General features: G+C 60.1%; 20 protein-coding genes. 11 read left to right on the plus strand and 9 right to left on the minus strand.

Translation table 11 applies throughout. The features are described from left to right. Window positions 1–3 precede the first annotated feature (3 nt). From ACR0LF_RS18975 to rarD, 3 genes are all read left to right on the plus strand, one after another. Window positions 4–981 carry a GlxA family transcriptional regulator gene (locus ACR0LF_RS18975; protein WP_480581956.1) on the plus strand — a complete coding sequence of 326 codons (978 nt, stop codon included), beginning with the start codon at window positions 4–6 and terminating at the stop codon, window positions 979–981. A gap of 90 nt (window positions 982–1,071) precedes the next feature. Beyond that, the gene (locus ACR0LF_RS18980) at window positions 1,072–3,525 is read left to right on the plus strand and encodes a GcvT family protein (RefSeq protein WP_480856454.1); all 2,454 of its coding nucleotides are present in this window, start codon (window positions 1,072–1,074) and stop codon (window positions 3,523–3,525) included. 264 nt (window positions 3,526–3,789) lie between these two features. Beyond that, window positions 3,790–4,695 (plus strand): EamA family transporter RarD, encoded by a 906-nt coding sequence (rarD, locus tag ACR0LF_RS18985; RefSeq protein ID WP_480581952.1) that lies wholly within the window; start codon window positions 3,790–3,792, stop codon window positions 4,693–4,695. On the opposite strand, the gene ACR0LF_RS18990 is transcribed toward rarD, so the two are convergent. Then, window positions 4,686–5,396, minus strand: coding sequence for an SGNH/GDSL hydrolase family protein (locus tag ACR0LF_RS18990; protein ID WP_480581949.1), 711 nt, complete (start codon window positions 5,394–5,396; stop codon window positions 4,686–4,688). The two genes, rarD and ACR0LF_RS18990, sit on opposite strands and share 10 nt — an antisense overlap. 2 nt (window positions 5,397–5,398) lie before the next feature. Continuing rightward, a complete protein-coding gene (locus ACR0LF_RS18995) occupies window positions 5,399–5,809 on the minus strand; it encodes a nuclear transport factor 2 family protein (protein ID WP_480581947.1) in 411 nt (136 codons plus the stop codon). Between the two features lie 92 nt (window positions 5,810–5,901). On the opposite strand from ACR0LF_RS18995, the gene ACR0LF_RS19000 reads away from it, so the two are divergent. Further along, entirely contained in the window at window positions 5,902–6,549 is a 648-nt protein-coding gene (locus ACR0LF_RS19000; protein WP_480581944.1) for an RluA family pseudouridine synthase, read from the plus strand. A 2-nt stretch (window positions 6,550–6,551) separates the two neighbouring features. Here ACR0LF_RS19000 and ACR0LF_RS19005 read toward each other — a convergent pair whose 3' ends face one another. After that, window positions 6,552–6,743 carry a hypothetical protein gene (locus ACR0LF_RS19005; RefSeq protein WP_480581942.1) on the minus strand — a complete coding sequence of 64 codons (192 nt, stop codon included), beginning with the start codon at window positions 6,741–6,743 and terminating at the stop codon, window positions 6,552–6,554. A 104-nt stretch (window positions 6,744–6,847) separates the two neighbouring features. Between ACR0LF_RS19005 and ACR0LF_RS19010 the strand changes: the two genes are divergently transcribed. From ACR0LF_RS19010 to ACR0LF_RS19025, 4 genes are all read left to right on the plus strand, one after another. Continuing rightward, window positions 6,848–7,540, plus strand: a complete 693-nt coding sequence (locus ACR0LF_RS19010) for a helix-turn-helix transcriptional regulator (protein WP_480581939.1) — start codon at window positions 6,848–6,850, stop codon at window positions 7,538–7,540. Between the two features lie 126 nt (window positions 7,541–7,666). Further along, entirely contained in the window at window positions 7,667–8,338 is a 672-nt protein-coding gene (locus ACR0LF_RS19015; protein ID WP_480581936.1) for a YiaD family glycine zipper/OmpA-like lipoprotein, read from the plus strand. Window positions 8,339–8,470: 132 nt separating this feature from the next. Then, window positions 8,471–9,013: an NADPH-dependent FMN reductase gene (locus ACR0LF_RS19020; RefSeq protein WP_480581935.1), complete on the plus strand. Its 543-nt coding sequence runs from the start codon at window positions 8,471–8,473 to the stop codon at window positions 9,011–9,013. Between the two features lie 15 nt (window positions 9,014–9,028). Next, window positions 9,029–9,820 carry an HTD2 family dehydratase gene (locus ACR0LF_RS19025; RefSeq protein ID WP_480581932.1) on the plus strand — a complete coding sequence of 264 codons (792 nt, stop codon included), beginning with the start codon at window positions 9,029–9,031 and terminating at the stop codon, window positions 9,818–9,820. Here ACR0LF_RS19025 and ACR0LF_RS19030 read toward each other — a convergent pair. Beyond that, the gene (locus ACR0LF_RS19030) at window positions 9,812–10,846 is read right to left on the minus strand and encodes an NAD(P)/FAD-dependent oxidoreductase (RefSeq protein ID WP_480581929.1); all 1,035 of its coding nucleotides are present in this window, start codon (window positions 10,844–10,846) and stop codon (window positions 9,812–9,814) included. The genes ACR0LF_RS19025 and ACR0LF_RS19030 overlap by 9 nt on opposite strands. A gap of 55 nt (window positions 10,847–10,901) precedes the next feature. On the opposite strand from ACR0LF_RS19030, the gene mnmC2 reads away from it, so the two are divergent. Both mnmC2 and ACR0LF_RS19040 read left to right on the plus strand, forming a co-directional pair. Beyond that, window positions 10,902–11,567 (plus strand): tRNA (5-methylaminomethyl-2-thiouridine)(34)-methyltransferase MnmC2, encoded by a 666-nt coding sequence (mnmC2, locus tag ACR0LF_RS19035; RefSeq protein ID WP_480581927.1) that lies wholly within the window; start codon window positions 10,902–10,904, stop codon window positions 11,565–11,567. Further along, the gene (locus ACR0LF_RS19040) at window positions 11,564–12,433 is read left to right on the plus strand and encodes a DMT family transporter (protein WP_480581923.1); all 870 of its coding nucleotides are present in this window, start codon (window positions 11,564–11,566) and stop codon (window positions 12,431–12,433) included. Before mnmC2 ends, ACR0LF_RS19040 begins: the two co-directional genes overlap by 4 nt. Here the strand turns inward: ACR0LF_RS19040 and ACR0LF_RS19045 are convergent. Beyond that, window positions 12,407–14,380, minus strand: a complete 1,974-nt coding sequence (locus ACR0LF_RS19045; protein WP_480581921.1) for a lytic transglycosylase domain-containing protein — start codon at window positions 14,378–14,380, stop codon at window positions 12,407–12,409. The genes ACR0LF_RS19040 and ACR0LF_RS19045 overlap by 27 nt on opposite strands. Window positions 14,381–14,514: 134 nt before the next feature. On the opposite strand from ACR0LF_RS19045, the gene dapA reads away from it, so the two are divergent. Next, window positions 14,515–15,387 carry a 4-hydroxy-tetrahydrodipicolinate synthase gene (gene dapA / locus ACR0LF_RS19050; protein ID WP_480581918.1) on the plus strand — a complete coding sequence of 291 codons (873 nt, stop codon included), beginning with the start codon at window positions 14,515–14,517 and terminating at the stop codon, window positions 15,385–15,387. A gap of 132 nt (window positions 15,388–15,519) precedes the next feature. On the opposite strand, the gene ACR0LF_RS19055 is transcribed toward dapA, so the two are convergent. The 4 genes from ACR0LF_RS19055 to pta form a co-directional block, all read right to left on the minus strand. Then, complete coding sequence (locus ACR0LF_RS19055; RefSeq protein ID WP_480581916.1) at window positions 15,520–16,392, minus strand: dimethyl sulfoxide reductase anchor subunit family protein; 873 nt, start codon at window positions 16,390–16,392, stop codon at window positions 15,520–15,522. Further along, a complete protein-coding gene (locus tag ACR0LF_RS19060) occupies window positions 16,392–17,141 on the minus strand; it encodes a 4Fe-4S dicluster domain-containing protein (RefSeq protein ID WP_480581913.1) in 750 nt (249 codons plus the stop codon). Before ACR0LF_RS19060 ends, ACR0LF_RS19055 begins: the two co-directional genes overlap by 1 nt. Before the next feature lie 97 nt (window positions 17,142–17,238). Beyond that, entirely contained in the window at window positions 17,239–20,058 is a 2,820-nt protein-coding gene (locus ACR0LF_RS19065) for a molybdopterin oxidoreductase family protein (protein WP_480581910.1), read from the minus strand. A 90-nt stretch (window positions 20,059–20,148) separates the two neighbouring features. Beyond that, on the minus strand, window positions 20,149–21,156 hold the full coding sequence (gene pta / locus ACR0LF_RS19070; RefSeq protein ID WP_480581907.1) for a phosphate acetyltransferase: 1,008 nt from the start codon (window positions 21,154–21,156) through the stop codon (window positions 20,149–20,151). Between the last annotated feature and the right edge of the window lie 172 nt (window positions 21,157–21,328).

Here is a 21,328-nt window from a genome sequence, read left to right on the forward strand (position 1 = left end):
AAAATGGCGGCAAAACAATCCCAGACAGGACCAAAACAGGTCGTCCGGCATTTCGATATCCTCGTCGCGCCGGGCTTTGTGCTGTTAGAGGTGGCATCGCTTGTGGATGTTCTGCGCGTGGCCAACCGTGTTTGCCCGTCACCGCCTTTTACCTACACATATAGATCGCTGCGCGGTGGCCCTGTGGCCAGCAGCAGTGACGCCGTTGTTTCGACTGAAAAGGTCCAAGCGCATCCCAAGGCCGATTATCTTTTTGTGATCGGCAATAGCGATCCGGATCAACCTGATCTGTCGCTCGGTCGGACCGTCTCGGACTACACCTATCGCGGCGCACAGGTGTTTCTGCTGGCCGAGGCGGCGAGCCGGTATATTGACGAACAGGGCACCGATGATCTGGCCACCCATTGGGAGAACGCCTCGTTCCTGCGCGAACGCGGCGCGCGGTTCGAGGCAAAGCTCTTGATCGCCACTGAAAACGGGCCTGTGGTGACCTGCGCAGGAATGGGGGCCACAGCTGACATCGCGCTGGCCGTCATCGGGCGGCATATCTCGGGGCCGGCGAAGATGACCGTCGCGGATATCCTGTTGCACGAACAAATCCGCGATTTCTCATCCATGCAGCCGTTTTCCGGGGCCAAGACCACCGCCACCGGTGACGCCAAGCTGGATCAGTGTATCAAGCTGATGCAGGAGAATATCGAAGACCCGCTGCCAATCCGCCATATCGTCGACGACCTGAACCTGTCGAATCGGTCACTCGAGCGAAAGTTCAAGTCCGTCTTCGGCACCACTCCAAACGGGTTCTACCGCGAGATGCGTCTGGCCAAGGCCAACAATCTGTTGATGAACACAACCATGAGCGTGCGTGAGATTGGCATGGCTTGCGGTTTCCCAAACGGATTCTCGTCGGTCTACAAAAGTTTCTTCGGGGTCACTCCCTTTGTCATGAGACGGGAAAAACGCCAAACCACACAAAGATGATTTTTCCAGATACCGTGACGCTTTTGGTGCATTTATTGTCGATCTCCCGTGGCATTGTGCCCAAAATCTAACACGAGTGGAGTCGTCACAATGGTTGATCTTCCCAGCAAGGCCCGAGTGGTCATCATCGGCGGCGGCGTCATCGGATGCTCGGTCGCGTATCATCTGACCAAGAAAGGTTGGAAGGATGTCGTACTTCTGGAACGCAAGCAGCTGACCAGCGGCACCACCTGGCACGCGGCTGGTCTGATTGCGCAGCTGCGCGCCACCGCCAACATGACCAAGTTGGCGAAGTACAGCCAGGAACTGTATGGCTCTCTGGAAGAGGAAACTGGCGTTGCAACGGGCTTCAAGCGCTGCGGTTCGATCACCGTGGCCCTGACCGAAGAACGCAAGGAAGAAATCTACCGCCAGGCTGCGATGGCACGGGCCTTTGGGGTTGAGGTCGAAGAAATCTCGAACGAGCGCGTGCAGGAGCTGTACCCGCATATCAACCTCGAGGGCGTCAAAGGCGCGGTTTACCTGCCGCTCGACGGGCAGGGCGATCCGGCGAACATTGCTCTGGCACTGGCTAAAGGCGCGCGCCAGCGCGGTGGCGTGGTGAAAGAGCGGGTGAAAGTCACCGATATCGTCAAACAGGGCCGGTCGGTTACTGGCGTGGATTGGGTTGCCGATGACGGCAGCGCCTCGGGCCATATCGAGTGTGACATGGTGGTGAACTGCGCGGGCATGTGGGGCCACGAGGTTGGCCGGATGGCCAGTGTGAACGTACCGCTTCATGCGTGTGAGCATTTCTACATTGTGACCGAGAACATCGACGGCCTGACCCAGCTGCCAGTGCTGCGTGTGCCGGACGAATGTGCGTACTATAAGGAAGACGCTGGTAAAATTCTGCTGGGCGCGTTTGAACCCAACGCGAAACCCTGGGCAATGGACGGTATCCCCGACACGTTCGAATTCGACCAGCTGCCCGAGGATTTCGACCATTTCGAACCCATCCTCGAAGCGGCCTGCGAACGGATGCCAATGCTGGCCGAGGCCGGAATTCATACGTTCTTCAACGGCCCTGAAAGCTTCACGCCCGATGATGCGTACCATCTGGGTCTGGCGCCTGAGATGGACAATGTCTGGATCGCCGCCGGGTTCAACTCAATCGGTATCCAATCCGCCGGTGGTGCGGGCATGGCGCTGGCCGAATGGATGGATACGGGCGAGAAACCCTTTGACCTTGGCGACGTAGACATCAGCCGGATGCAGCCGTTCCAGGGCAACAAACAGTATCTTTTCGAACGCTCGAAAGAGACGCTGGGCCTGCTTTACGCCGATCATTACCCCTATCGCCAGAAAGCCACCGCGCGTGGTGTGCGCCGCACGCCGTTCCATCACCACCTGCTGGAACAGGGCGCTGTCATGGGCGAGCTGGCCGGTTGGGAACGCGCCAACTGGTTCGCGAATGAAGGGCAGGAGCGCGAGTACAAGTACAGCTGGAAACGCCAGAACTGGTTCGAGAATTCGGCTGCCGAACACAAGGCCGTGCGCGAGAATGTGGGCATGTATGACATGTCCTCCTTCGGCAAGATCCGCGTCGAAGGCCCCGATGCCGAGGCGTTCATGAACTATATCGGCGGCGGTGATTACTCGGTGCCCAATGGCAAGATCGTCTACACGCAGTTTCTGAACCGCAAAGGTGGGATTGAGGCCGACGTCACTGTGACCCGTCTGACCGAAACCTCTTACTTGGTGGTAACCCCGGCAGCGACCCGTCTGGCAGATCAGACCTGGATGATGCGCCACGCAGGAAACTTCAACGTGGTCATCACCGATGTGACTGCCGGTGAAGGTGTTTTGGCTGTCATGGGTCCGAATGCACGCGCACTGCTTGAAAAAGTCTCGCCCAACGATTTCGCCAACGCGACTAACCCGTTCGGCACCGCGCAGGAAATCGAGATCGGCATGGGCCTCGCTCGTGCCCATCGCGTGACCTATGTGGGTGAGCTGGGCTGGGAGGTCTATGTCTCATCTGACATGGCAGGTCATGTGTTCGAAACACTGCATGAGGCCGGTCAGGACATGGGTCTGAAGCTCTGCGGTATGCACATGATGGACAGCTGCCGGATCGAAAAGGGCTTCCGCCATTTCGGTCACGATATCACCTGTGAGGATCATGTTGTCGATGCAGGCTTGGGCTTTGCCGTCAAGGTGGACAAAGGCAGCGATTTCATCGGACGTGAGGCCGTGATCGCTCGGAAAGAGAGCGGTCCTAGGAGCCGTCTGGTGCAGTTCCGCCTGACAGATCCCGAGCCGCTGTTGTTCCACAATGAACCGATCGTGCGCGACGGGGAGTATGTCGGTTATCTGAGTTCGGGCAACTATGGCCACACGCTCGGCGGGGCCATTGGACTGGGTTACGTGCCGTGCGAAGGCGAGAAGGCTGCAGACGTTCTGGCTTCGACCTATGAGATCGACGTTTGTGGCGTGAAGGTCAAAGCCGAAGCATCGCTCAAACCGACGTATGATCCAAAATTCGAACGGGTGCAAGTCTGACCCAGGGGGTCGGAGGCTCTGCCCCCCCCGCCCGTTCCGGGCGACTCCCCCGGGATATTTGCAGCCAGATGAAGCAGGGGATCCGTTCTTCATCTGGCCAAAAATATCCCGGAGCGCGAGGCAGAGCCTCGCATTTTTGTTGGTATAGCTCCGATACCGTCTGGTAATTCATCAAAGATTGTTATGTAACACTTCACTGTTTTCAGAGTTTTCAAACCCTTTAATTCTGCCGTAAACGGGTCCGGTATCAACCGGAGACCCGATGTGGCAGACACGCCCTTACCATCTCAGAACACGGATACTCCGAAAGGTCTTGCTCTGGCCGTCACAGCTTATGTCCTGTGGGGGTTTCTGCCCTTGTACATGAAAGCGCTGGATCATTTGGATCCGGTCGAAGTTGTGGCGCATCGTGTTATCTGGTCCGTGCCGGTGGCCGGGTTGCTGTTGGTTGTATTGGGCCGCACCCGAGACCTGAAGACCGCGCTTGGCAATCCAAAAATGCTGGGCATGGCTGCTTTGACCGCGGTGCTTATTTCCGTGAACTGGGCGATCTACGTCTGGGCGATCGCAACAGGTCACGCGCTGGATGCGGCGCTGGGCTACTATATCAACCCCTTGTTCAGCATCGCGCTGGGGGCGATCCTGTTGCGCGAGCCTTTGACGCGGACCCAGCTCTTTGCAGTTGGTTTGGCTGTACTGGGCGTTCTGGTCCTTGTGTTCGAGGCTGGTCGGGTGCCTTGGACTGCTCTTGGCCTGATGGTCAGCTGGGGGTTCTACGCGTTTTTCAAGCGGTCGCTGCCGATTGGGCCCAATCAGGGATTTCTGCTTGAGGTTCTGATCCTTTTGATCCCGGCGTTGGTCTACGTCACCTTTTTGGGTGTGAAAGGCACAGGACATTTTGGCGTGGCGATGTCAGACACCCTGTTGCTATCCTGCGCCGGGGTTGTAACGGCAGTGCCACTGTTAATCTATGCAAACGGTGCCAAGCTGGTGCGTCTGTCCACCATGGGTATCCTGCAATACATCGCGCCGACCATGATATTCGTGACGGCGATCACGGTGTTCGGCGAGAAAATCGACGCGGGTCGGATGATTGCCTTTCCGCTGATATGGGCGGCTCTGATCGTTTACTCGATTCCGATGGTCCGGCAGGCGCGGGCTCAGGCCTGAAGCAGCAGGCGCGCGGCTTTGTCGGCCCAAAGATCATAGGTTCGGGGACTGGGGTGATACCCGTCCGGCGCGGCCAGCGCCGGGTCGTCCGGCAGATCGAGTTTCAGATGCCGGACATGCGGAAAAGCGGACACGACCTCTTGCAAGCCCTGATCCAGCCGGGCGGCCTGACGCCCGAGAACCCAGGCCAAAGGTTGAGGCAGCGCAGGAAACCGGCTCATCTGGGGCACTGCGGTGACGACAATGCGCCGCGCGCCGAAGTCATCGGAAAGAACGCGGATAAGCCGGGTCTGGTGATCTGAAAATTGTCGGCGCGTGACGGCGCGGGTTACGTCGTTCACGCCCAGAGCCGTAACAACCGCGTCGAATTCACCGTTGATTCTGTGCAAGCGATCAATCGTATCCTGAGTTGTGTGCCCGGTCTTGGCCTCAAGTTTCCATTCAACCGAATGATGTTTGGCCAGCCGTTTGATCAGATAGCCGGACAGGGCCTGATCCTGCGTGCCTGCCCCAACCCCGGCTGCTGAACTGTCCCCGGTGATCAGCAGGCGCAGGCGTGGCCCGCGTCCAATGCGCCCCTCGCGCGGACCAGTTGGTTCCGGCAAAAGTTGCGCGTTTCGGCGCACTGAGAGACCTTGCGCGGCAAGTACCGGCAGCAGCGGAACCCGCAGGATCTGGTCAGGACCAAAAGAGTTGGGCATCGTCAGTTCAGCGCGTTTTTGAATTCCAGAAAACGAGGGTCCTTCATAACCCGCGCCATCATCGCCTCTCGCAAGGCTCCTACTGTTTTATAGGGGCGCATTGCGACTTCAAAGATTTGGATCAATCCTTCGTCGTTCAACGTGATGAGATCCACGCCGATGCCGTCCAGATCCCCGACTTTGCATTGGAACTCCAGCGCCCAGTCCTGTCCGTTGCCCATGATACGGCGATAGCGGAAGTCGGAAAAGACCTGCCCGACGTGACCCAGAACCGCCGCCACAGGCGCGCGCCCGGTCCAGGTGCTGTAATAGGTTGGCGGTAAGAATTGCACATCCTCGGCCAGAAGCTCATGGATCAAAGCTTCGTCGCCTTTTGCGACAACCTCTTGCATTCGTTCAATTGTCGGGTGCATTGCGTCTCCTCCTGCGCCGAGGGTCACCGAACATCTCGCGCTACGCAAGGACGACGTTGCGGGAACCCGCCTGCTGCGATAGGCAGACGCGCATGAGCGAGACCTATGCCCCACCTCAAACCCCTCTGGATGTGCTGCACGAAGATGCGCAGTTGATCGTAGTGAATAAACCATCGGGTTTGCTGTCGGTGCCGGGGCGAGGAGAGCATCTGTCTGATTGTCTTCTGACCCGGGTTCAGGCCGCATTTCCGCAGGCTTTGTTGGTGCATCGGCTGGATCGGGACACGTCCGGTGTCATGGTCTTTGCCCAAACACCAAACGCGCAGCGCAATCTGAGCATGCAGTTCGAACAGCGCCAGACACGGAAAACATATGTTGCCCGTGTCTGGGGCAAGCTGGAGCCTAAGACCGGTACTGTAGACCTGCCGCTGATCGTGGACTGGCCCAACCGTCCCAGACAGATGGTTTGCCACGACACCGGAAAGCCTGCGGTCACGGATTGGCGGGTCGTGAAACACGAAGGCGATACAACGCGTGTTCGGCTGTTCCCAAAAACGGGCCGGTCGCATCAGTTGCGTGTTCACATGCAGGCGCTGGGTCATCCGATCCTGGGCGATCCGTTCTACGCGACCGGCGCAGCAGCGGATTTCCCCAGGCTCATGCTGCATTCAGAAGAACTGCGGCTGAAACATCCGGAAGGCGGGCATTCCATGAAGTTCAGGGCCCGCCCCGAATTCTGATCTCAGGCCGTGCTGGTCCACAGCATCTTCAGATTGCCTAGCGAAAACCGCCTCGTTCGTTTCTTTGAAACGGGCTGCCTGCGCTGGCGGTCCGCTGCGATCTCGCGCTCAATCTCGAAGGCGCGGAGTGTGTGGCCCTGAGACCATTGTCCAAGTTTCAGTGTCATCATGACGTGGTTGTCGAGGTTGGGCATTTTCTGTTTCCTTCTCCGATGCCCGCCCAGCTTCTGCCATCACTCCTGACAGCATGGTGTCAGTGGGGTGTGCTAGGGTGTCAGCATGTTGACAGGAGAGTATAATGCGCCGTTCGACCCGGTTGTTTGAAATCATCCAGATTCTGCGCGCGGCCGGTGCCCCGGTAACGGCAGACGCGCTGGCCGCAAGGCTCGAGGTGTCCGTACGCACGGTTTATCGCGACATTGCCGAATTGCAATCGCAGCGGACACCGATCGAAGGTGAGGCCGGTGTTGGATACATGATGCGGCGTGGTTACGATCTGCCGCCGCTGAATTTCGACGCAGAAGAGGTCGAGGCTTTGTGGGTCGGCCTTTCCCTTCTTGCGCGCACCGGTGACAGCCAATTGCAACGGGCTGCCAGTCGGATATGCCAGAAGATCGACGCGCTGCATTGCCCCGCGGATTGGTTGCAGGTTGCCCCGTGGGGCGCCCCCAGCGACGATCCGGAGAAAGGCTGTGTATCGATCGCGCATTATCGCGAAGCCATTCGGGCCGAACAGAAAATCCGCATCACTTATGAAAATGGCGAAGGTGAGCGTTCCGTCCGGATCGTGCGCCCTCTGGCTTTGATCTACCATATCGAATGCACAATGCTGGCGGGATGGTGCGAACTGCGTAACGGCTTTCGCCATTTCCGAACCGATCGCATTTGGTCCAGTGAAAGTACCGGAGAGAGTTTTGCCGGACAAAGCGCCTCGCTGCGGGACCTTTGGTTGGAGCAGAATAACGCGGAAACCTCTGTCGCATCGGTTTGAGCAGGTATTTGGCGGGTATTCGCCGATATCACCGTATTGTTGCTTGAGCCTTCATGCACACGCAGTGATATACTGAGCGGAAAGAAGGAAACCCGAAAAACGGGGACCGGAGCAGAAGGTGATATCATGACGATTTCCAAGTTTTTTCTGGCAACTGGCCTGTGTTCAGTCATGGCCGTTGCAGCCTGTACCGATCCGGGCACGCTGACGGTGCAGAACGATCCGAACCAGAACGCCAAACAAGGCGCTTTGCTGGGTGGTCTTGTCGGTGCTGGTATCGGGGCGATTGCCAATGACTCAGACCCGTTGCTGGGCGCGCTGGCCGGTGGTGCCATCGGCGCTGCCGGAGGCGGTTTGATTGGCAACCAGCTGGACCGTCAGGCTGCGGAACTGCGGCAGCAACTGGCAAATGACGGAATCACCATTGTCAATGCGGGCGACCGCCTGATCGTGACGGTCCCGAATGACATCACCTTTGACACCGACAGTTCGACCGTACGCCCGGCGCTGCGGTCTGATCTGGTAAAAGTGGGCCAGAATCTGGTCAACTATCCCAACTCGAACGTGCAGATCATCGGGCACACCGACAGCGACGGCGACGCGACCTATAACCAAGGCCTGTCCGAACGCCGTGCCAATGCCGTGGCCGATATTCTACAGGCCAATGGTGTCAGCTACAGCCGCATCCGGACCATCGGGCAGGGCGAAAACAACCCGGTTGCGTCGAATCTGACACCTGCTGGAAAAGCGCAAAACCGGCGGGTTGAGATTATCGTGGTGCCCAGTGGCAACGCTTAAAATCGATTGACTTTGACACGCGGGGTCGCCCAGGGGGCGGCCTCGTTTGCGCAATGACTGTGCGTAATGTGGGGTTTGGATCCGCGCGATCTCGGTCTAACTTGCGGGAAACACTGAAACGGAGTTTCCCCGATGTCTCAACCGACCCTTCTTGGCCTGTCCGGGTCCCTGCGCCAGAACGCAACCAACCGCAAACTCCTGCGCGAGGCGGCCCGGCTGTTCGACCCGGTGAGTTTTGTCGAAGCGGATTTGAACCTGCCGCTCTACGATGGTGATCTTGAAGAGGGCGAAGGGATACCGGCAGCGGTTCAGATTCTGGCTGATCAGATCGCACAGGCCGATGCGGTCATCATTTCGACACCTGAATACAACAAGGGTCCATCAGGCGTTCTGAAGAACGCGTTGGACTGGGTCAGCCGAACCCAGGGCAATCCTTGGGCGGACAAACCGGTTGCTGTGATGTCGGCGGCAGCGGGGCGCGCCGGGGGGGAACGGGCCCAGATGATTCTGCGGGCTTACATGGTTCCATTTCAGCCATGCATTCTTCAGGGCCCCGAAATCCATTTGGCTAGCAGTTCGAATGAATTCGACGATCAGGGCAGGCTGCTTTCTGAGCGGTACGAAAAGCCATTGCACCGTTTGATGCAGAAACTGCGCGCCGCAGCCGGTTTCTGAACCCGGGCTGCAGATATGACAGAAGAGCGCCAAAGCGACCTTATCGACCCCACCCGTGCAGCTGCCTTTCAGGTGGCACTGGGTTCGGAGCCGACGATTACCAGTGGTTCAGCTTTGCCACCCTTCTTCCATCAGCTCTATTTCTGGGCACCGCAACCGCCTGCTGCCTTGGGGCGGGACGGGCACCCTAAGGTCGGTGGCCTGATCCCGGATATGGGTTTGCCGCGCAGAATGTGGGCTGGGGGACGTTTGGAGTATCATCAGCCTGTGATCGCCGGAACCGTCGCTGAAAGGCGGTCGGTTCTGGAGAGCCAAAGCGCCAAGGTGGGGCGGTCCGGGCCGTTGGGTTTTGTCACATTGCGGCATGAGATCTGGCAAAGGGGCCGGCTGTGCCTGACCGAATGGCAGGACCTTGTCTATCGTGAAGACCCGGCACCGGATGCGAAAAGCCCGCAGCCGCCCAAAGCGCGCTTGGATGAAACAGACCTGCGCGAGGTCGGGTTCGAATCAACTCTGCTGTTCCGCTACTCGGCGCTGACCTTCAATGGTCATCGCATTCATTACGATCTGGACTACGCGCGGGATGTGGAAGGGTATGATGGGTTAGTTGTGCACGGGCCGTTGTTGGCGCAGCTTCTCATGTTGTTTGCGGTTGACCTGAGTGGCCCGCTCACGGCGTTTTCCTTCCGCGCCACCTCGCCACTTATGCATTTTGAGACCGCCCAGCTGTGTCGGAACGGTCAGGATATGTGGGTGCGTGGGCCGGACGGTCGGCAGTGCATGCAAGCCGAGGCCAGTTCACAATGAAGCGTCGGGCCGGAAGTCATCGGGGATAGAATCCCGGCCTTCCAGCATAAGATCGGCCATGACATCGGCAATTTTGGGGGCCATGCCAAAACCGATTTTGAACCCGCCATTGGCGATGAAGTGACCCTGATGCAACGGGTGTGCCCCCAACATCGGCGCACGGCTTTTGCTGCGCGGGCGTACACCGGCCCAGCGTTCGATCACCTCGGCCCCGTGCAAAAGCGGCAGTGCACGCGTGGCGCGGTCGATCACATCGTCCAGAGCGCTGTCCGTACTGGCCGGGTCGTCGTAATCTCGTTCCGAGGTTGATCCGATCGCAAGTGTCCCGTCCGCGTGGGGCACGATATGAATCGTGTCGGTGAACAGTTGCGGCACCTTTCCGGCGTCAAAGCGCAACAGGGCGGCTTGTCCTTTGACACCGTTTCCTACGGTCTTGCCGAAGGCGTCATTCAGTTCCTGTAGTCCCGCAAGGCCCGTGGCGTGAACAATTTGCCCTTTGTCATCGGCGTCGTCGACAACACGCACGCCCATGACCTCTAGGGCCGAAACAAGTGCTGCGCAGGCCCGCCGGGGATGCATCCGCGCCGTCAGCGTGTCCCGGATGACAAAGCCGGTGGGGCTGGGCGGACACCACGAACCGGCTTCGGCGGTGCTGATTACGCGCCATTCGGCCCGCCCTTGCCAAAGCTCGTCTGCCGTGCCCTCGCGCTGGCGAGCCAGATCCAGGCTGCGGGCGTCCGGGATGGGTTGAAGGCGACCCAGCCGAGCATAGCCGGGTGACACTCCGCCGGTTTCTTCGACTTGACGCCAAAACGGTTCGGCTATGATCAAACTGTCGAACTGAAAGGCCTTCTTGGCGTTCCAGTTTTCCGGCACATGCGGGGCCAGTGCACCCACCAAACCGCCGCTGGACCCAGCCCCCGGCCCGAAGGGATCAACCACCTGCACCTTTGCGCCGCGTCGGGCACAGGTCCAGGCGATGGACAGGCCGAAAATGCCTGCGCCGCGAACCGTCACATCGACCATTGCCAATTCCCTTTTCCTTGTTCAGTGTCGCGTCGCTTAGCTACAGGATTCCCCGATGGCAGACCAGCGCGCCAAGTTGACGTGGACCGAGGACCGGATACCGGTCTCGGATCGCTTCGATGATCCTTATTTTTCGTTGCAGAACGGGTTGGAAGAGACGCGCCACGTGTTTCTGGCGGGTAACGATCTGCCTGCACGGTTTGCACCGGGGTTTCACATTGCCGAGTTGGGCTTTGGCACCGGCCTGAATCTGCTGACGGTTTGGTCGGAATGGGAAAAATCAGGTCAGACCGGGCCCTTGAGGTTCACCAGTTTCGAAGCCTTCCCCATGGCAACAGAAGACATGCGACACGCGCTTGACGCCTTTCCCGAATTGCAACCGTGGAGCAGCCGGTTTCTGGCACATTGGACGGGACGCATATGCACGCTCGAAACCCTTCAGTTCGAGGTGATCATCGGTGACGCGCGCAAGACTCTGACGCAATGGGCAGGAATGGCGGACGCCTGGTTTCTGGATGGGTTCTCGCCTGCCAAGAACCCCGAGCTATGGGGTGCAGACCTGATGCAGGAGGTGGCAAACCACACCGTTTCAGGGGGCACGACAGCCACGTATACGGCAGCAGGTTTCGTGCGCCGCGGGTTGGAGGATGCCGGTTTCAGCGTCACCCGCACACCCGGCTATGGCCGCAAGCGACACATGACGCGGGCAGTTAAAGCATGACACAGAAGAACAATGTAGGCGCGGGCATCGCCCTGATGGTTGGCGCGACAATTGTCTTTGCCCTGCAAGACGGTATCTCCCGCCATCTGGCCGGAACCTACAACACCTACATGGTGGTGATGATCCGCTATTGGTTCTTTGCGGCCTTTGTCATCGCGCTGGCTGCACGCGCGCCCGGCGGGCTAAGGGCAGCCACGCGAACAAACCAGCTGGGGCTTCAGATCGTGCGGGGTGTTTTGCTGGCCGCCGAGATCTGTATCGCGGTGTTTGGTTTTACGGTCCTTGGTCTCATCGACAGTATGGCCGTGTTCATTTGCTACCCATTGCTTGTCGCCGCCCTGAGCGGGCCGGTCCTGGGAGAAAAGGTCGGATGGCGGCGATGGGCGGCGATCGGGGTAGGGTGCATTGGTGTTCTGATCATTCTGCAACCGGGGGTCGGGGTCTTTAACCCATGGGCCGTCATACCTCTGATCTCCGCATTGTTGTTTGCAATCTATGGTCTGCTGACTCGGTACGTCGCCCGTCAGGACAGCGCGGCCACCAGCTTTTTCTGGACCGGCACCGTTGGCGCCGTCGCGATGACTGTGGTCGGAATGTGGTTCTGGGAGCCTATGGCGCGTGGTGACTGGCTCTGGATGGGGCTGCTTTGCGTCAGCGGAGCACTCGGGCACTGGTTACTGATCAAATGCTACGAGATGGCCGAAGCCAGCGCGGTGCAGCCTTTTGCCTATTTCCACCTGGTCTGGAGCGCGATTCTGGGCATTTCGATTTTTGGCGAAATGTTGCGCCCCGAAGTTGTGGTGGGCGCAACCATTGTTGTGGCTGCGGGTCTGTTCACCCTATGGCGCGAACGCCGCCAGGGATGATCCGATCAGCTCCTGCGAAAACGGAACCGGAAGTGCAGGTTGCCCCAGACGGGCGCGGTAAACCGGCAGGCTTTCGGTCACACGCATCACGTAGTTGCGGGTTTCGCTGAACGGAATGGTCTCGATCCAGTCGACGATTTCCACCTCGCCCGCCCGTGGATCACCATAGCGCTCCATCCACGAGATCGGGCGCCTTGGCCCAGCATTGTACCCGGCAGCCATCATCACCACGTTGCCGTTGAAATCTGCCGCCAAACCCGAAAGGTAATTGGCCCCGAGCTTTGCGTTATATTGCCAGTCCGTGGTCAATCGCCCTGTCTGATGACCGCTGAGGATACCCAGCTCACCTGCGACCAGCTTGGCCGTCGCGGGCATCACCTGCATCAGACCGCGCGCACCTGCGCCACTGACAACAACCGGGTCAAACTCGCTTTCGCGGCGCGCGATGGCCAGTGTCATTTCCTTGGCCATGGGAAGGCGCATGTCGGCAACCGGATGGACCGGGTAGTAGGCCGCAGGCAGAACGGTGCCCGTGGTCGCCGCCCGTTTGGCGATCATGACAGCCAGATGCGGTTGCTTCAGTTCGATCACCAGATCGCCCAACTGATTGGCCTGCACAGGATCCAGGCCTTCGACCAGATGGGTCAGGAACCTCTCAGACAGGTTCGCTTCACCTGCTTTCAGCAACAGCAGGCCCGCTTCCAGAACGCTTGAATCAGCAAACCCCGCCTGCCGCCAATGTGGTGCGCGGCGCGGATTGGCCAATTCCGTATCAAACGGTCGCCCGATCCGTTCCGCAGCCAAAAGGCCGTAGAAAGAGGTCTGATAATCAGCCCCCATCGCATAGGCGTCATAAGCTTTGTCCGCATCACCCATCGCCGCGTAGGCGCGCCCAAGCCAATAGCCTCCGCGCCCTTTTGAGATCGGAGATTTAACCGCATCCGAAAAATTCTGGAAATGGCGCACCGCCGTGGCCGGATCGTTCAGCTTGCGCAGGGCCAGAAACCCGGCCAGCCACTCCAGATCGGCATAGCCATATCCCATCTCTGGGGTCATGTGGTGATTGGCGGCCACGTCATAGGCGCGCGCGGCACGCCCGGATCGCATTTCAAGCCGTGCCAGACGGCGGCGTCCCTCAGCCCATTTGTCAGGCTCACCCAAAGCATCCGGCCCGGTTGAGCGTGCCAGCATCAGATCAACGGCACTGTCATCCAGCTCTTTCTTGTCGCGCCAGACAAAACGATCGAACGCCAATCCCGGCGCATCCGCCAAAGACTTCGGCACAGCCGCCACTTTTCCGTCCACACCTGGTTGGCGTTTCTGCAGCGCAATTCGGGCTTCGGCCAGTTTACGTTCATCCGCACTGACCAAGGGCAGCATCTGTCCGGCGCTGACCAGGTGGCCATCCCACAGCATCCGATCCAGCCGCGCGGCATGGTGTGGTTTCAGCAGCTTGGCAAAATTCTCCAGATAGTCCTTTTGCAGCCCTGATCCCATCGGCATGGTGCGCCAGGCGGTCACGATGTCGGCTTCTGCTTCACCAACGCGCCCTTTGGCTTTCAGGGCCACCGCATAGTTCAGCGCGCCCTCTGCCGTTTGAGGGGGCATGTCGGCATAGAATTTCAGCACCCTGTCGGGATCTGCGCCGGTAAAGACAGGCTCGCTCTTGCGGCGCATCCACGCCAGTCCGGGCCAGTCCGGACGGCGTTCGAGAAAAACCAGCACGTCACCCGAACCGCCGAATCCTTCACGCAGCCAGTGCCAGACAATGACGTCGCGCGAAACCGAACCGCGCTGGCCTGATACGCGCAGCGCCGCATTCCAGTCACCCTTGCGCATTTCATAAAGCCCGGCGCGCAAATCACCTGCGGCATCCGCCCGCGCAAGATGCGGTGCCGTCACTGAATAAAGAATCACAGCAGTCAACAATGCCAGAAAGCGTGTCATCCCTTGCATTTCCCAACCAACCGAGGATAGAGCCTGTGAGGATAAACCGTGCGTCGCCGGGATCAACTCACAAAGCTTGAAACGTGAGGGACCGAGGCGCAAAAACCGCAAAATGCACCTTAAAGGAGCGTGTCATGTTCAAAGGCTCGATGCCAGCCCTCGTCACCCCGTTCAACAACGGCGAGTTGGACCTGAAGACGCTCAAACACCTTGTGGATTGGCATATCGCCGAAGGTTCGACCGGGCTGGTGCCGGTCGGCACAACCGGTGAAAGCCCAACGCTCAGCCACGAGGAACATGAAACGGTGATCGAAGAGGTCGTCAAAACCGCTGCAGGTCGCGTTCCCGTCATCGCCGGAGCCGGGTCGAACAACACGGTCGAAGCCATTCGCTTCGTTCAGTTCGCGGAAAAAGTCGGCGCGGATGCGGCGTTGGTGGTCACACCCTATTACAACAAACCGACCCAACGCGGCCTGATCGCGCATTTCGAGGCTCTGCACGAAGCTGCGGATATTCCGATCATCATCTATAACATCCCGGGCCGTTCAGTCGTCGACATGACGCCTACCACGATGGGCGAACTTGCCAAGCTGCCGCGTATTGTCGGTGTCAAGGACGCGACCGGCGATTTGGCCCGGGTCAGCCAGCAGCGCGCGACCTGTGGCGCAGATTTCTGTCAACTGTCCGGCGAAGATGCCACCGCACTCGGGTTCAACGCGCATGGCGGTGTCGGTTGCATCTCGGTCACCGCGAACGTGGCCCCCAAGCTCTGCGCCGCATTCCAACAAGCGACATTGGCCGGAGATTATGCAACGGCGCTGGAGTATCAGGACAAGCTGATGCCTCTGCATGAGGCGATCTTCATCGAACCGGGCCTTGTCGGTGCCAAATACGCGCTCAGCAAACTGGGCCTGTGCAGCACCGAAGTCCGCTCACCCCTGACCGAGTTGGAAGACAGCACCAAGGTCGCGATCGAAGCTGCAATGAGCCACGCTGGCCTGATCTGATACGGACGCTTAGAATCAAAAAGGGCGGCCTCGAACCCCGAGCGCCGCCCTTTTTCATATCGGATCCAGACTTCATCTGGCTAAAAATATCCCGGGGGAGCCGTGGCTTGCCGCGGCGGGGGCAGAGCCCCCTCACCGTTTACCGTAGTAAAGCCCGACGACATGTTCGGCTTGCGCGAAGAAGAGCCATCGAGATGTGGCGACGCCTGCAAGATGCGATGCGACGGCCAGCATAGCGAAGAAGTGGTTGAACGGCAGGATGAGCAAAAAAAGCGGCAGCACGAAGGCCAGCACGAACGAGATGGTGCGCAGTTTTTGGGAGTGTTTGCGGCCGACCACGTGAACGAACTCGCGCAGCAGATAGTTGGTGCCGGTATGGGGCGGTTCAAAGGCGCGGACAGAGCCACGGGCACCGAGACCGGTGGCGGTTCCCAGATCGGTGCCGGACGCGGCCAGCGCTTTATCGCCTTGCTGCCAGTACAGCATTTGGACCAGAGCAGCGACCAGCAGCAGCGGGACAGCCACACTTGTCTGACCAGCCAACAACGCGCCACCCGCAAGGCTGAACGACAGGAACATGGCCGGGGTCAGTTTCATGTTCCAGCGCGGGATGGTCTTGAGCTGGGTGTAGATCATCGAGGTGGTGAACACGGTCGCCAGCGAAGCCAGTGACCCGATCAGGCCCAATAGACCCCAGCGCTGGCCCAGAAAGATCGCGCCGATGGCATAGAGCCCCATGACCAGCAAGGCGATCACGGCGCACCAGCCCTCGCGGCTGAGCCAGCTGGTTTTCCATTGGGTGAAGGCTTTCCACGCGCGTTCGGGATGACCAAGGTGGAAGGTCGAGGCCATCAGGCCGCCGACGGCAAGGGCGTAGGCGATGGCAAAGAAGACAAACGCCACCCAGCCCGAGACATCTGGCAGACCGAGGCCCAGAAAGAACAGCAGGCCAAAGCCCAGCCCCGAGAGAGTGGTGAAGATGATAACAGAAGGCGCTGGATGCATCAGAGCTTCTCCAAAGTCTTGTCGAGCCAGCCCAGGAATCCCTTGGGCTCTTCGGCGACCGGGGCCAGCAGCGGGGCCAGGATGTCGATCTGGTCTTCCACCGTGTCCTTGGGCCGGGGCGGCAGGTATTTGTTGACGGGTTTGGTACCCATTTCGGGCATCAGGTCCATGCCGCCGCGCTCGGCGACCAGCTGGCTGACATCACTGTCCGGGTCGCCCAGATCGCCAAAGTGGCGGGCGCCTGCGGGGCAGGTGCGCACGCAGGAGGGGATGCGGTCCACCTCGGGCAGGTTTTCGTTGTAGATGCGGTCGACGCAGAGGGTGCATTTCTTCATCACGCCCTCGGCCTGATCCAGTTCGCGGGCGCCATAGGGGCAGGACCACGCACACAGGCCGCAGCCGATGCAGTCGCTTTCATTGACCAGCACGATGCCGTCTTCGACCCGTTTGTAGCTGGCACCGGTGGGGCAGACGGTGACGCAGGGCGCATCCTCGCAATGCAGGCAGGATTTCGGAAAGTGGATCAGCTGCGCCGCGCCCTGTTCCGGTTGCACCTCGTAGGAATGCACCCGGTTCAGGAAGGTGCCCGACGGATTGCCGCCATAGGCGTCCTGGTCGCTGAGCGGCGCACCGTAGTTTTCAGTGTTCCAGCCCTTGCAGGAGATCACGCAGGCATGGCAGCCCACACAAGTGTCCAGGTCGATGACCAGACCCATCTTGCGGTCGGTGGATTGGGGGAGCTGGGTCATGACTGCCTGGCCTCCGCTTTTGTTGTGAGGGCGGGAGCGAGGGGCCAGCCCCTCGCGCTCCCCGGGATATTTTTAGCCAGATGAAGCGCGGATCGGGTCATTTGCCGACCTTCCACGCCAGATCTTTCGGTCCGGTCCCGACGGGCGATTTGATCGGGTCAAATTCGGGCTGGCTCTCGGTGTCGGCGGGCGGGTCGGCCTTTTCGATCTTTACCTTCAGGTCGAACCAGGCGGCCTGACCGGTGACCGGGTCCGAGTTGGCCCATCGCATGCCGTCGCCTTTGGACGGCAGCAGCTCGTGGATCAGGTGGTTCAGAAGGAAGCCTTTGGTGGCTTCCGGCGCGTCCTCCTGCAGAGCCCAGGCGCCCTTGCGCTTGCCGATGGCGTTCCAGGTCCAGACGGTGTTGTCGTTCAGCGCCGCCATTTCCATCACCGGCACGGTGATTGCGCCATGCGGCGAGGTCACTTTGGCCCAGTCGCCGTCCTGCAGCCCATGTTCGCGCATCAGCTTGGTTGGCACGTAGAGCGGGTTGCGCCCGTGCAATTGCCGCAGCCAGGCATTCTGGGTACCCCAGCTGTGATACATCGCCATCGGGCGCTGGGTCAGCGCGTTGACGGTGAAGCCTTCGTTGCCGTGCTGGTCGGTTTCGTACCAGATCGGCAGCGGGTCCATCTTGTCCTTGATCCGTTGCCGCAGATGCTCGGGCGGCTGACGCTCGCCATGGCCTTCGGCGGCCAGCTGGAACCGGCGCATCGGCTCGGAATAGAGCTGGAACAGATAGGGCTGCGGGCTGTCATAGATACCCATGCCCACGGCCCAGTCCTGATAGGCGGTGTTCCAGGGTTTGTAGTAATCGGAACCTTCGGGGATATGCGCCACGTAAAAGCCGCCATTGTCGATGTACCGGTTCAATTGGTCCGGATTGACCGAGCCCCGGCCTTCCTGATCGCCATTCTCGCCCCGGAACCCGGCCAGAGGGCCGATGCCCGGACGGCGTTCGTGGTTGACGATATAGTCGGCGTAATCCGTCCACTTGGGCGTCCCGTCTTCATTGGTGAAGCCCGGCAGGCTCATGCGGTTGGCCAGTTCGATCAGCACCGACTGGAAGCCGCGCACGTCGCGGTCAGGCTCGATCACCGGCCAGCGGATCGCATCGGCGGCGGCATCCGCCTCGCAGATTGGCCGGTCCAGCAACGAGATACAATCGTGCCGTTCCAGATAGGTGGTGTCGGGCAGGATCAGATCGGCATAGGCCACCATTTCCGAGGAATAGGCATCGGAATAGATGATGTTCGGGATGACATATTTGCCGTCTTCGGTCTTGGCCGTCAGCATCTCCATCACACCTTTGGTGTTCATGGAGGAGTTCCACGACATGTTCGCCATATACATGAACAGCGTGTCGATCTTGTAGGGATCGCCAGCAGCCGCGTTCGAGATCACCATATGCATCAGCCCGTGGGCCGACATCGGATTTTCCCAGGTAAACGCCTTGTCGACGCGCTGCGGAGTGCCGTCGTCGTTCAGCAGCAGATCGTCGGGACCGCGCGGGAAGCCCAGATGCGGGCCGTTCAGCGGGCGTCCGGGGCGGCGGTCGCCATGCGGGGTCGGGTGCGCCTCGACCGGTTTGGGGTATGGCGGCTTGAAGCGGAACCCGCCGGGGACCTCAACCGTGCCCAGCAATATCTGCAACACGTGCAGCGCGCGGCAGGTCTGGAACCCGTTGGCATGGGCCGAGATACCGCGCATGGAATGGAAGCTGACCGGGCGGCCGATCATTTTGCTGTGTTTTTCACCGCGGAAATCGGTCCATTCGTGATCCAGCTCGATGGCTTCGTCAAAGGCGACACGGGCGATCTCGGCGGCGATGGCGCGGATGCGGCTGGCCGGGATGCCGCAGCGTTCGGCTACGGCCTCGGGCGCGTGATCGTCGCTGAGGTATTTCTCGGCCATCAGGTGGAAGACCGGGCGATGGGTGACGCCATCCTTTTCGTGGGTCGCCGAAAGGTCGGGGCGGACGCCGGGCTTGTCGAAGGCCGTCGGTTCGCCGGTGACGCGGTCGATAACCAGCGGTTTGCCGTCGGCATCGCGCAGGAACAGGCCTTTTTCCGGGCCTTCCGCGGCATTCACCAGAACCGGAGCGTTGGTATAACGGCTCAGATAGTCCAGATCGATCTTGCCCGCCTTCATCAGCACATGGATCAGCGACAGGATAAACAGACCATCGGTGCCCGGCGTGATCCCGACCCAGTCATCGGCCACGGCGTTATAGCCCGAGCGGATCGGGTTCACCCCGATCACCCGCGCGCCGCGCTTCTTGATCTTGCCGATGCCCATCTTGATCGGGTTGCTGTCATGGTCCTCGGCCACGCCGAACAGCATGAACAGCTTGGTGTGATCCCAGTCGGGTTGGCCGAACTCCCAGAAGGCGCCGCCCATCGTGTAGATGCCGCCCGCCGCCATGTTGACCGAGCAGAAGCCGCCATGGGCCGCGTAGTTCGGGGTGCCGAAGTTCTGCGCCCAGAAGCTGGTGAAGCTCTGGCTCTGATCCCGACCGGTGAAGAAGGCCAGCTTGTGTGGCGCAGTCTCGTGCAGCTCGTTCAGCCAGCCGACAGCGGTGCTGATCGCCTCGTCCCATTCGATCTCGCGGAACTCGCCCGAGCCGCGCGGCCCGACCCGGCGCAGCGGCTTGCGCAGACGCGAGGGCGCGTTGACCTGCATGATACCCGCCGACCCTTTGGCGCACAGAACGCCCTTGTTCACAGGATGATCGCGGTTGCCTTCGATATAGGCGACCTTGCCATCCTTCATATGCACGTTGATGCCGCAGCGGCAGGCGCACATGTAACAGGTGGTTTTGCGGACCTCGTCAGAGACCTTCGGCGAGGTTTCGAGGATCGGCTGCTGATGAGTCATTGGCGGGTCCTGTCGGTTATGTCAGGAGGAGCTTCTCATGTTCCTCCCTGTTTTAGTGCAACGTTATCGGAACGATGCAGGATTTGCGTGTTACGTGCCGTTTGCCTGCAACACAGTCACGGCGATCATCTGGGTAACATCTTCGGCGCTGCACCCGCGTGAAAGATCGTTCGCCGGCTTCGCAAGCCCCTGCAAAACGGGACCGATCGCCTGATATCCACCCAGTCTTTGGGTGATCTTGTAGCCGATATTGCCCGCGTCGAGATTGGGGAAGATCATCACGTTGGCCTGTCCGGCCACCGCCGATCCGGGGGATTTGCGATCACCGACCGAGGGTACAAAGGCCGCGTCAAACTGCAATTCGCCGTCAACTTCCAGATTAGGCGCGATCCGGCGCAGCGTTTCGGTGGCTTCGATCACCTTGTCCACAGCGGCGTGCCGGGCGCTGCCTTTGGTGGAAAAGCTCAGCATTGCGATCCTGGGATCGACCTGCAACAGCTTCCGGGCCGAGGCGGCCGAGGCGGCGGCGATCCGACTCAACTCGTCTGCCGATGGGTCGATGACGAGACCGCAATCGGAATACAGCATCGCGCGGGCGTCCGGCTGCGCGGTCTCGGGTGGGTACATCAGGAAAAATGACGAGACCATGCCCGCATCCCGATCCATGCCGATGACCTGAATGGCGGAGCGGACAATATCGCCGGTTGTATGCACCGCGCCGCCGACGGTGCCGGTGGCATGGCCATGCCGCACCAGCATCGCGGCATAGACGGGCGCTGTTACAACGGCCGCGCGGGCCTTGTCCTGATCGACGCCCTTGTGCTGGCGTAATTCGTAATAGGTTTGGGCAAAGCCCTCGGTCAGGTCCGAAGTGGCAGGGTCATGAACCGAAACCCCTTGGGAGGGTGCCGCGCCCTGCGCTTGCAGCGCGGCTTCAACCTCAGCCTTCGGCCCGACCAGAATGATATCGGCCAGATCGGCCTGATGGGCGGCAAGCGCCCCCGCGACAACGCGGGGATCGCTGCCTTCGCATAAGGAAATGACAGGGCGGGTGGCCGGGGCGTTCTGACGCAACAGCTCGATTGGTGTTTTTGTCATACGCCCGGTTCCCTTTCTTTGTCTTAGACCTGGCTCGCGGCCATGTCTGCCGCGTCGATGCCTGCGACGCGGACGGGTTTTTTCATCGCGTCGCGGCGGAACGGGTCGCCCAGCTCCTGGTTGATCAGCGCCTCGATCAGCGTGGTCACGCCGTTCTTCTGGTCGATGATCG

This window comes from Ruegeria sp. E8 (assembly GCF_056533985.1).

What these genes read in the sequence shown, in the direction of transcription:
- ACR0LF_RS18975 (WP_480581956.1), top strand. Translation starts at nt 4, where the DNA reads ATGGCGGCAAAACAATCCCAGACAGGACCAAAACAGGTCGTCCGGCAT.
- ACR0LF_RS18980 (WP_480856454.1), top strand. Translation starts at nt 1,072, where the DNA reads ATGGTTGATCTTCCCAGCAAGGCCCGAGTGGTCATCATCGGCGGCGGC.
- ACR0LF_RS18990 (WP_480581949.1), bottom strand. Translation starts at nt 5,396, where the DNA reads ATGCCCAACTCTTTTGGTCCTGACCAGATCCTGCGGGTTCCGCTGCTG.
- ACR0LF_RS18995 (WP_480581947.1), bottom strand. Translation starts at nt 5,809, where the DNA reads ATGCACCCGACAATTGAACGAATGCAAGAGGTTGTCGCAAAAGGCGAC.
- ACR0LF_RS19000 (WP_480581944.1), top strand. Translation starts at nt 5,902, where the DNA reads ATGAGCGAGACCTATGCCCCACCTCAAACCCCTCTGGATGTGCTGCAC.
- ACR0LF_RS19005 (WP_480581942.1), bottom strand. Translation starts at nt 6,743, where the DNA reads ATGCCCAACCTCGACAACCACGTCATGATGACACTGAAACTTGGACAA.
- ACR0LF_RS19010 (WP_480581939.1), top strand. Translation starts at nt 6,848, where the DNA reads ATGCGCCGTTCGACCCGGTTGTTTGAAATCATCCAGATTCTGCGCGCG.
- ACR0LF_RS19015 (WP_480581936.1), top strand. Translation starts at nt 7,667, where the DNA reads ATGACGATTTCCAAGTTTTTTCTGGCAACTGGCCTGTGTTCAGTCATG.
- ACR0LF_RS19020 (WP_480581935.1), top strand. Translation starts at nt 8,471, where the DNA reads ATGTCTCAACCGACCCTTCTTGGCCTGTCCGGGTCCCTGCGCCAGAAC.
- ACR0LF_RS19025 (WP_480581932.1), top strand. Translation starts at nt 9,029, where the DNA reads ATGACAGAAGAGCGCCAAAGCGACCTTATCGACCCCACCCGTGCAGCT.
- ACR0LF_RS19030 (WP_480581929.1), bottom strand. Translation starts at nt 10,846, where the DNA reads ATGGTCGATGTGACGGTTCGCGGCGCAGGCATTTTCGGCCTGTCCATC.
- mnmC2 (WP_480581927.1), top strand. Translation starts at nt 10,902, where the DNA reads ATGGCAGACCAGCGCGCCAAGTTGACGTGGACCGAGGACCGGATACCG.
- ACR0LF_RS19040 (WP_480581923.1), top strand. Translation starts at nt 11,564, where the DNA reads ATGACACAGAAGAACAATGTAGGCGCGGGCATCGCCCTGATGGTTGGC.
- ACR0LF_RS19045 (WP_480581921.1), bottom strand. Translation starts at nt 14,380, where the DNA reads ATGACACGCTTTCTGGCATTGTTGACTGCTGTGATTCTTTATTCAGTG.
- dapA (WP_480581918.1), top strand. Translation starts at nt 14,515, where the DNA reads ATGTTCAAAGGCTCGATGCCAGCCCTCGTCACCCCGTTCAACAACGGC.
- ACR0LF_RS19055 (WP_480581916.1), bottom strand. Translation starts at nt 16,392, where the DNA reads ATGCATCCAGCGCCTTCTGTTATCATCTTCACCACTCTCTCGGGGCTG.
- ACR0LF_RS19060 (WP_480581913.1), bottom strand. Translation starts at nt 17,141, where the DNA reads ATGACCCAGCTCCCCCAATCCACCGACCGCAAGATGGGTCTGGTCATC.
- ACR0LF_RS19065 (WP_480581910.1), bottom strand. Translation starts at nt 20,058, where the DNA reads ATGACTCATCAGCAGCCGATCCTCGAAACCTCGCCGAAGGTCTCTGAC.
- pta (WP_480581907.1), bottom strand. Translation starts at nt 21,156, where the DNA reads ATGACAAAAACACCAATCGAGCTGTTGCGTCAGAACGCCCCGGCCACC.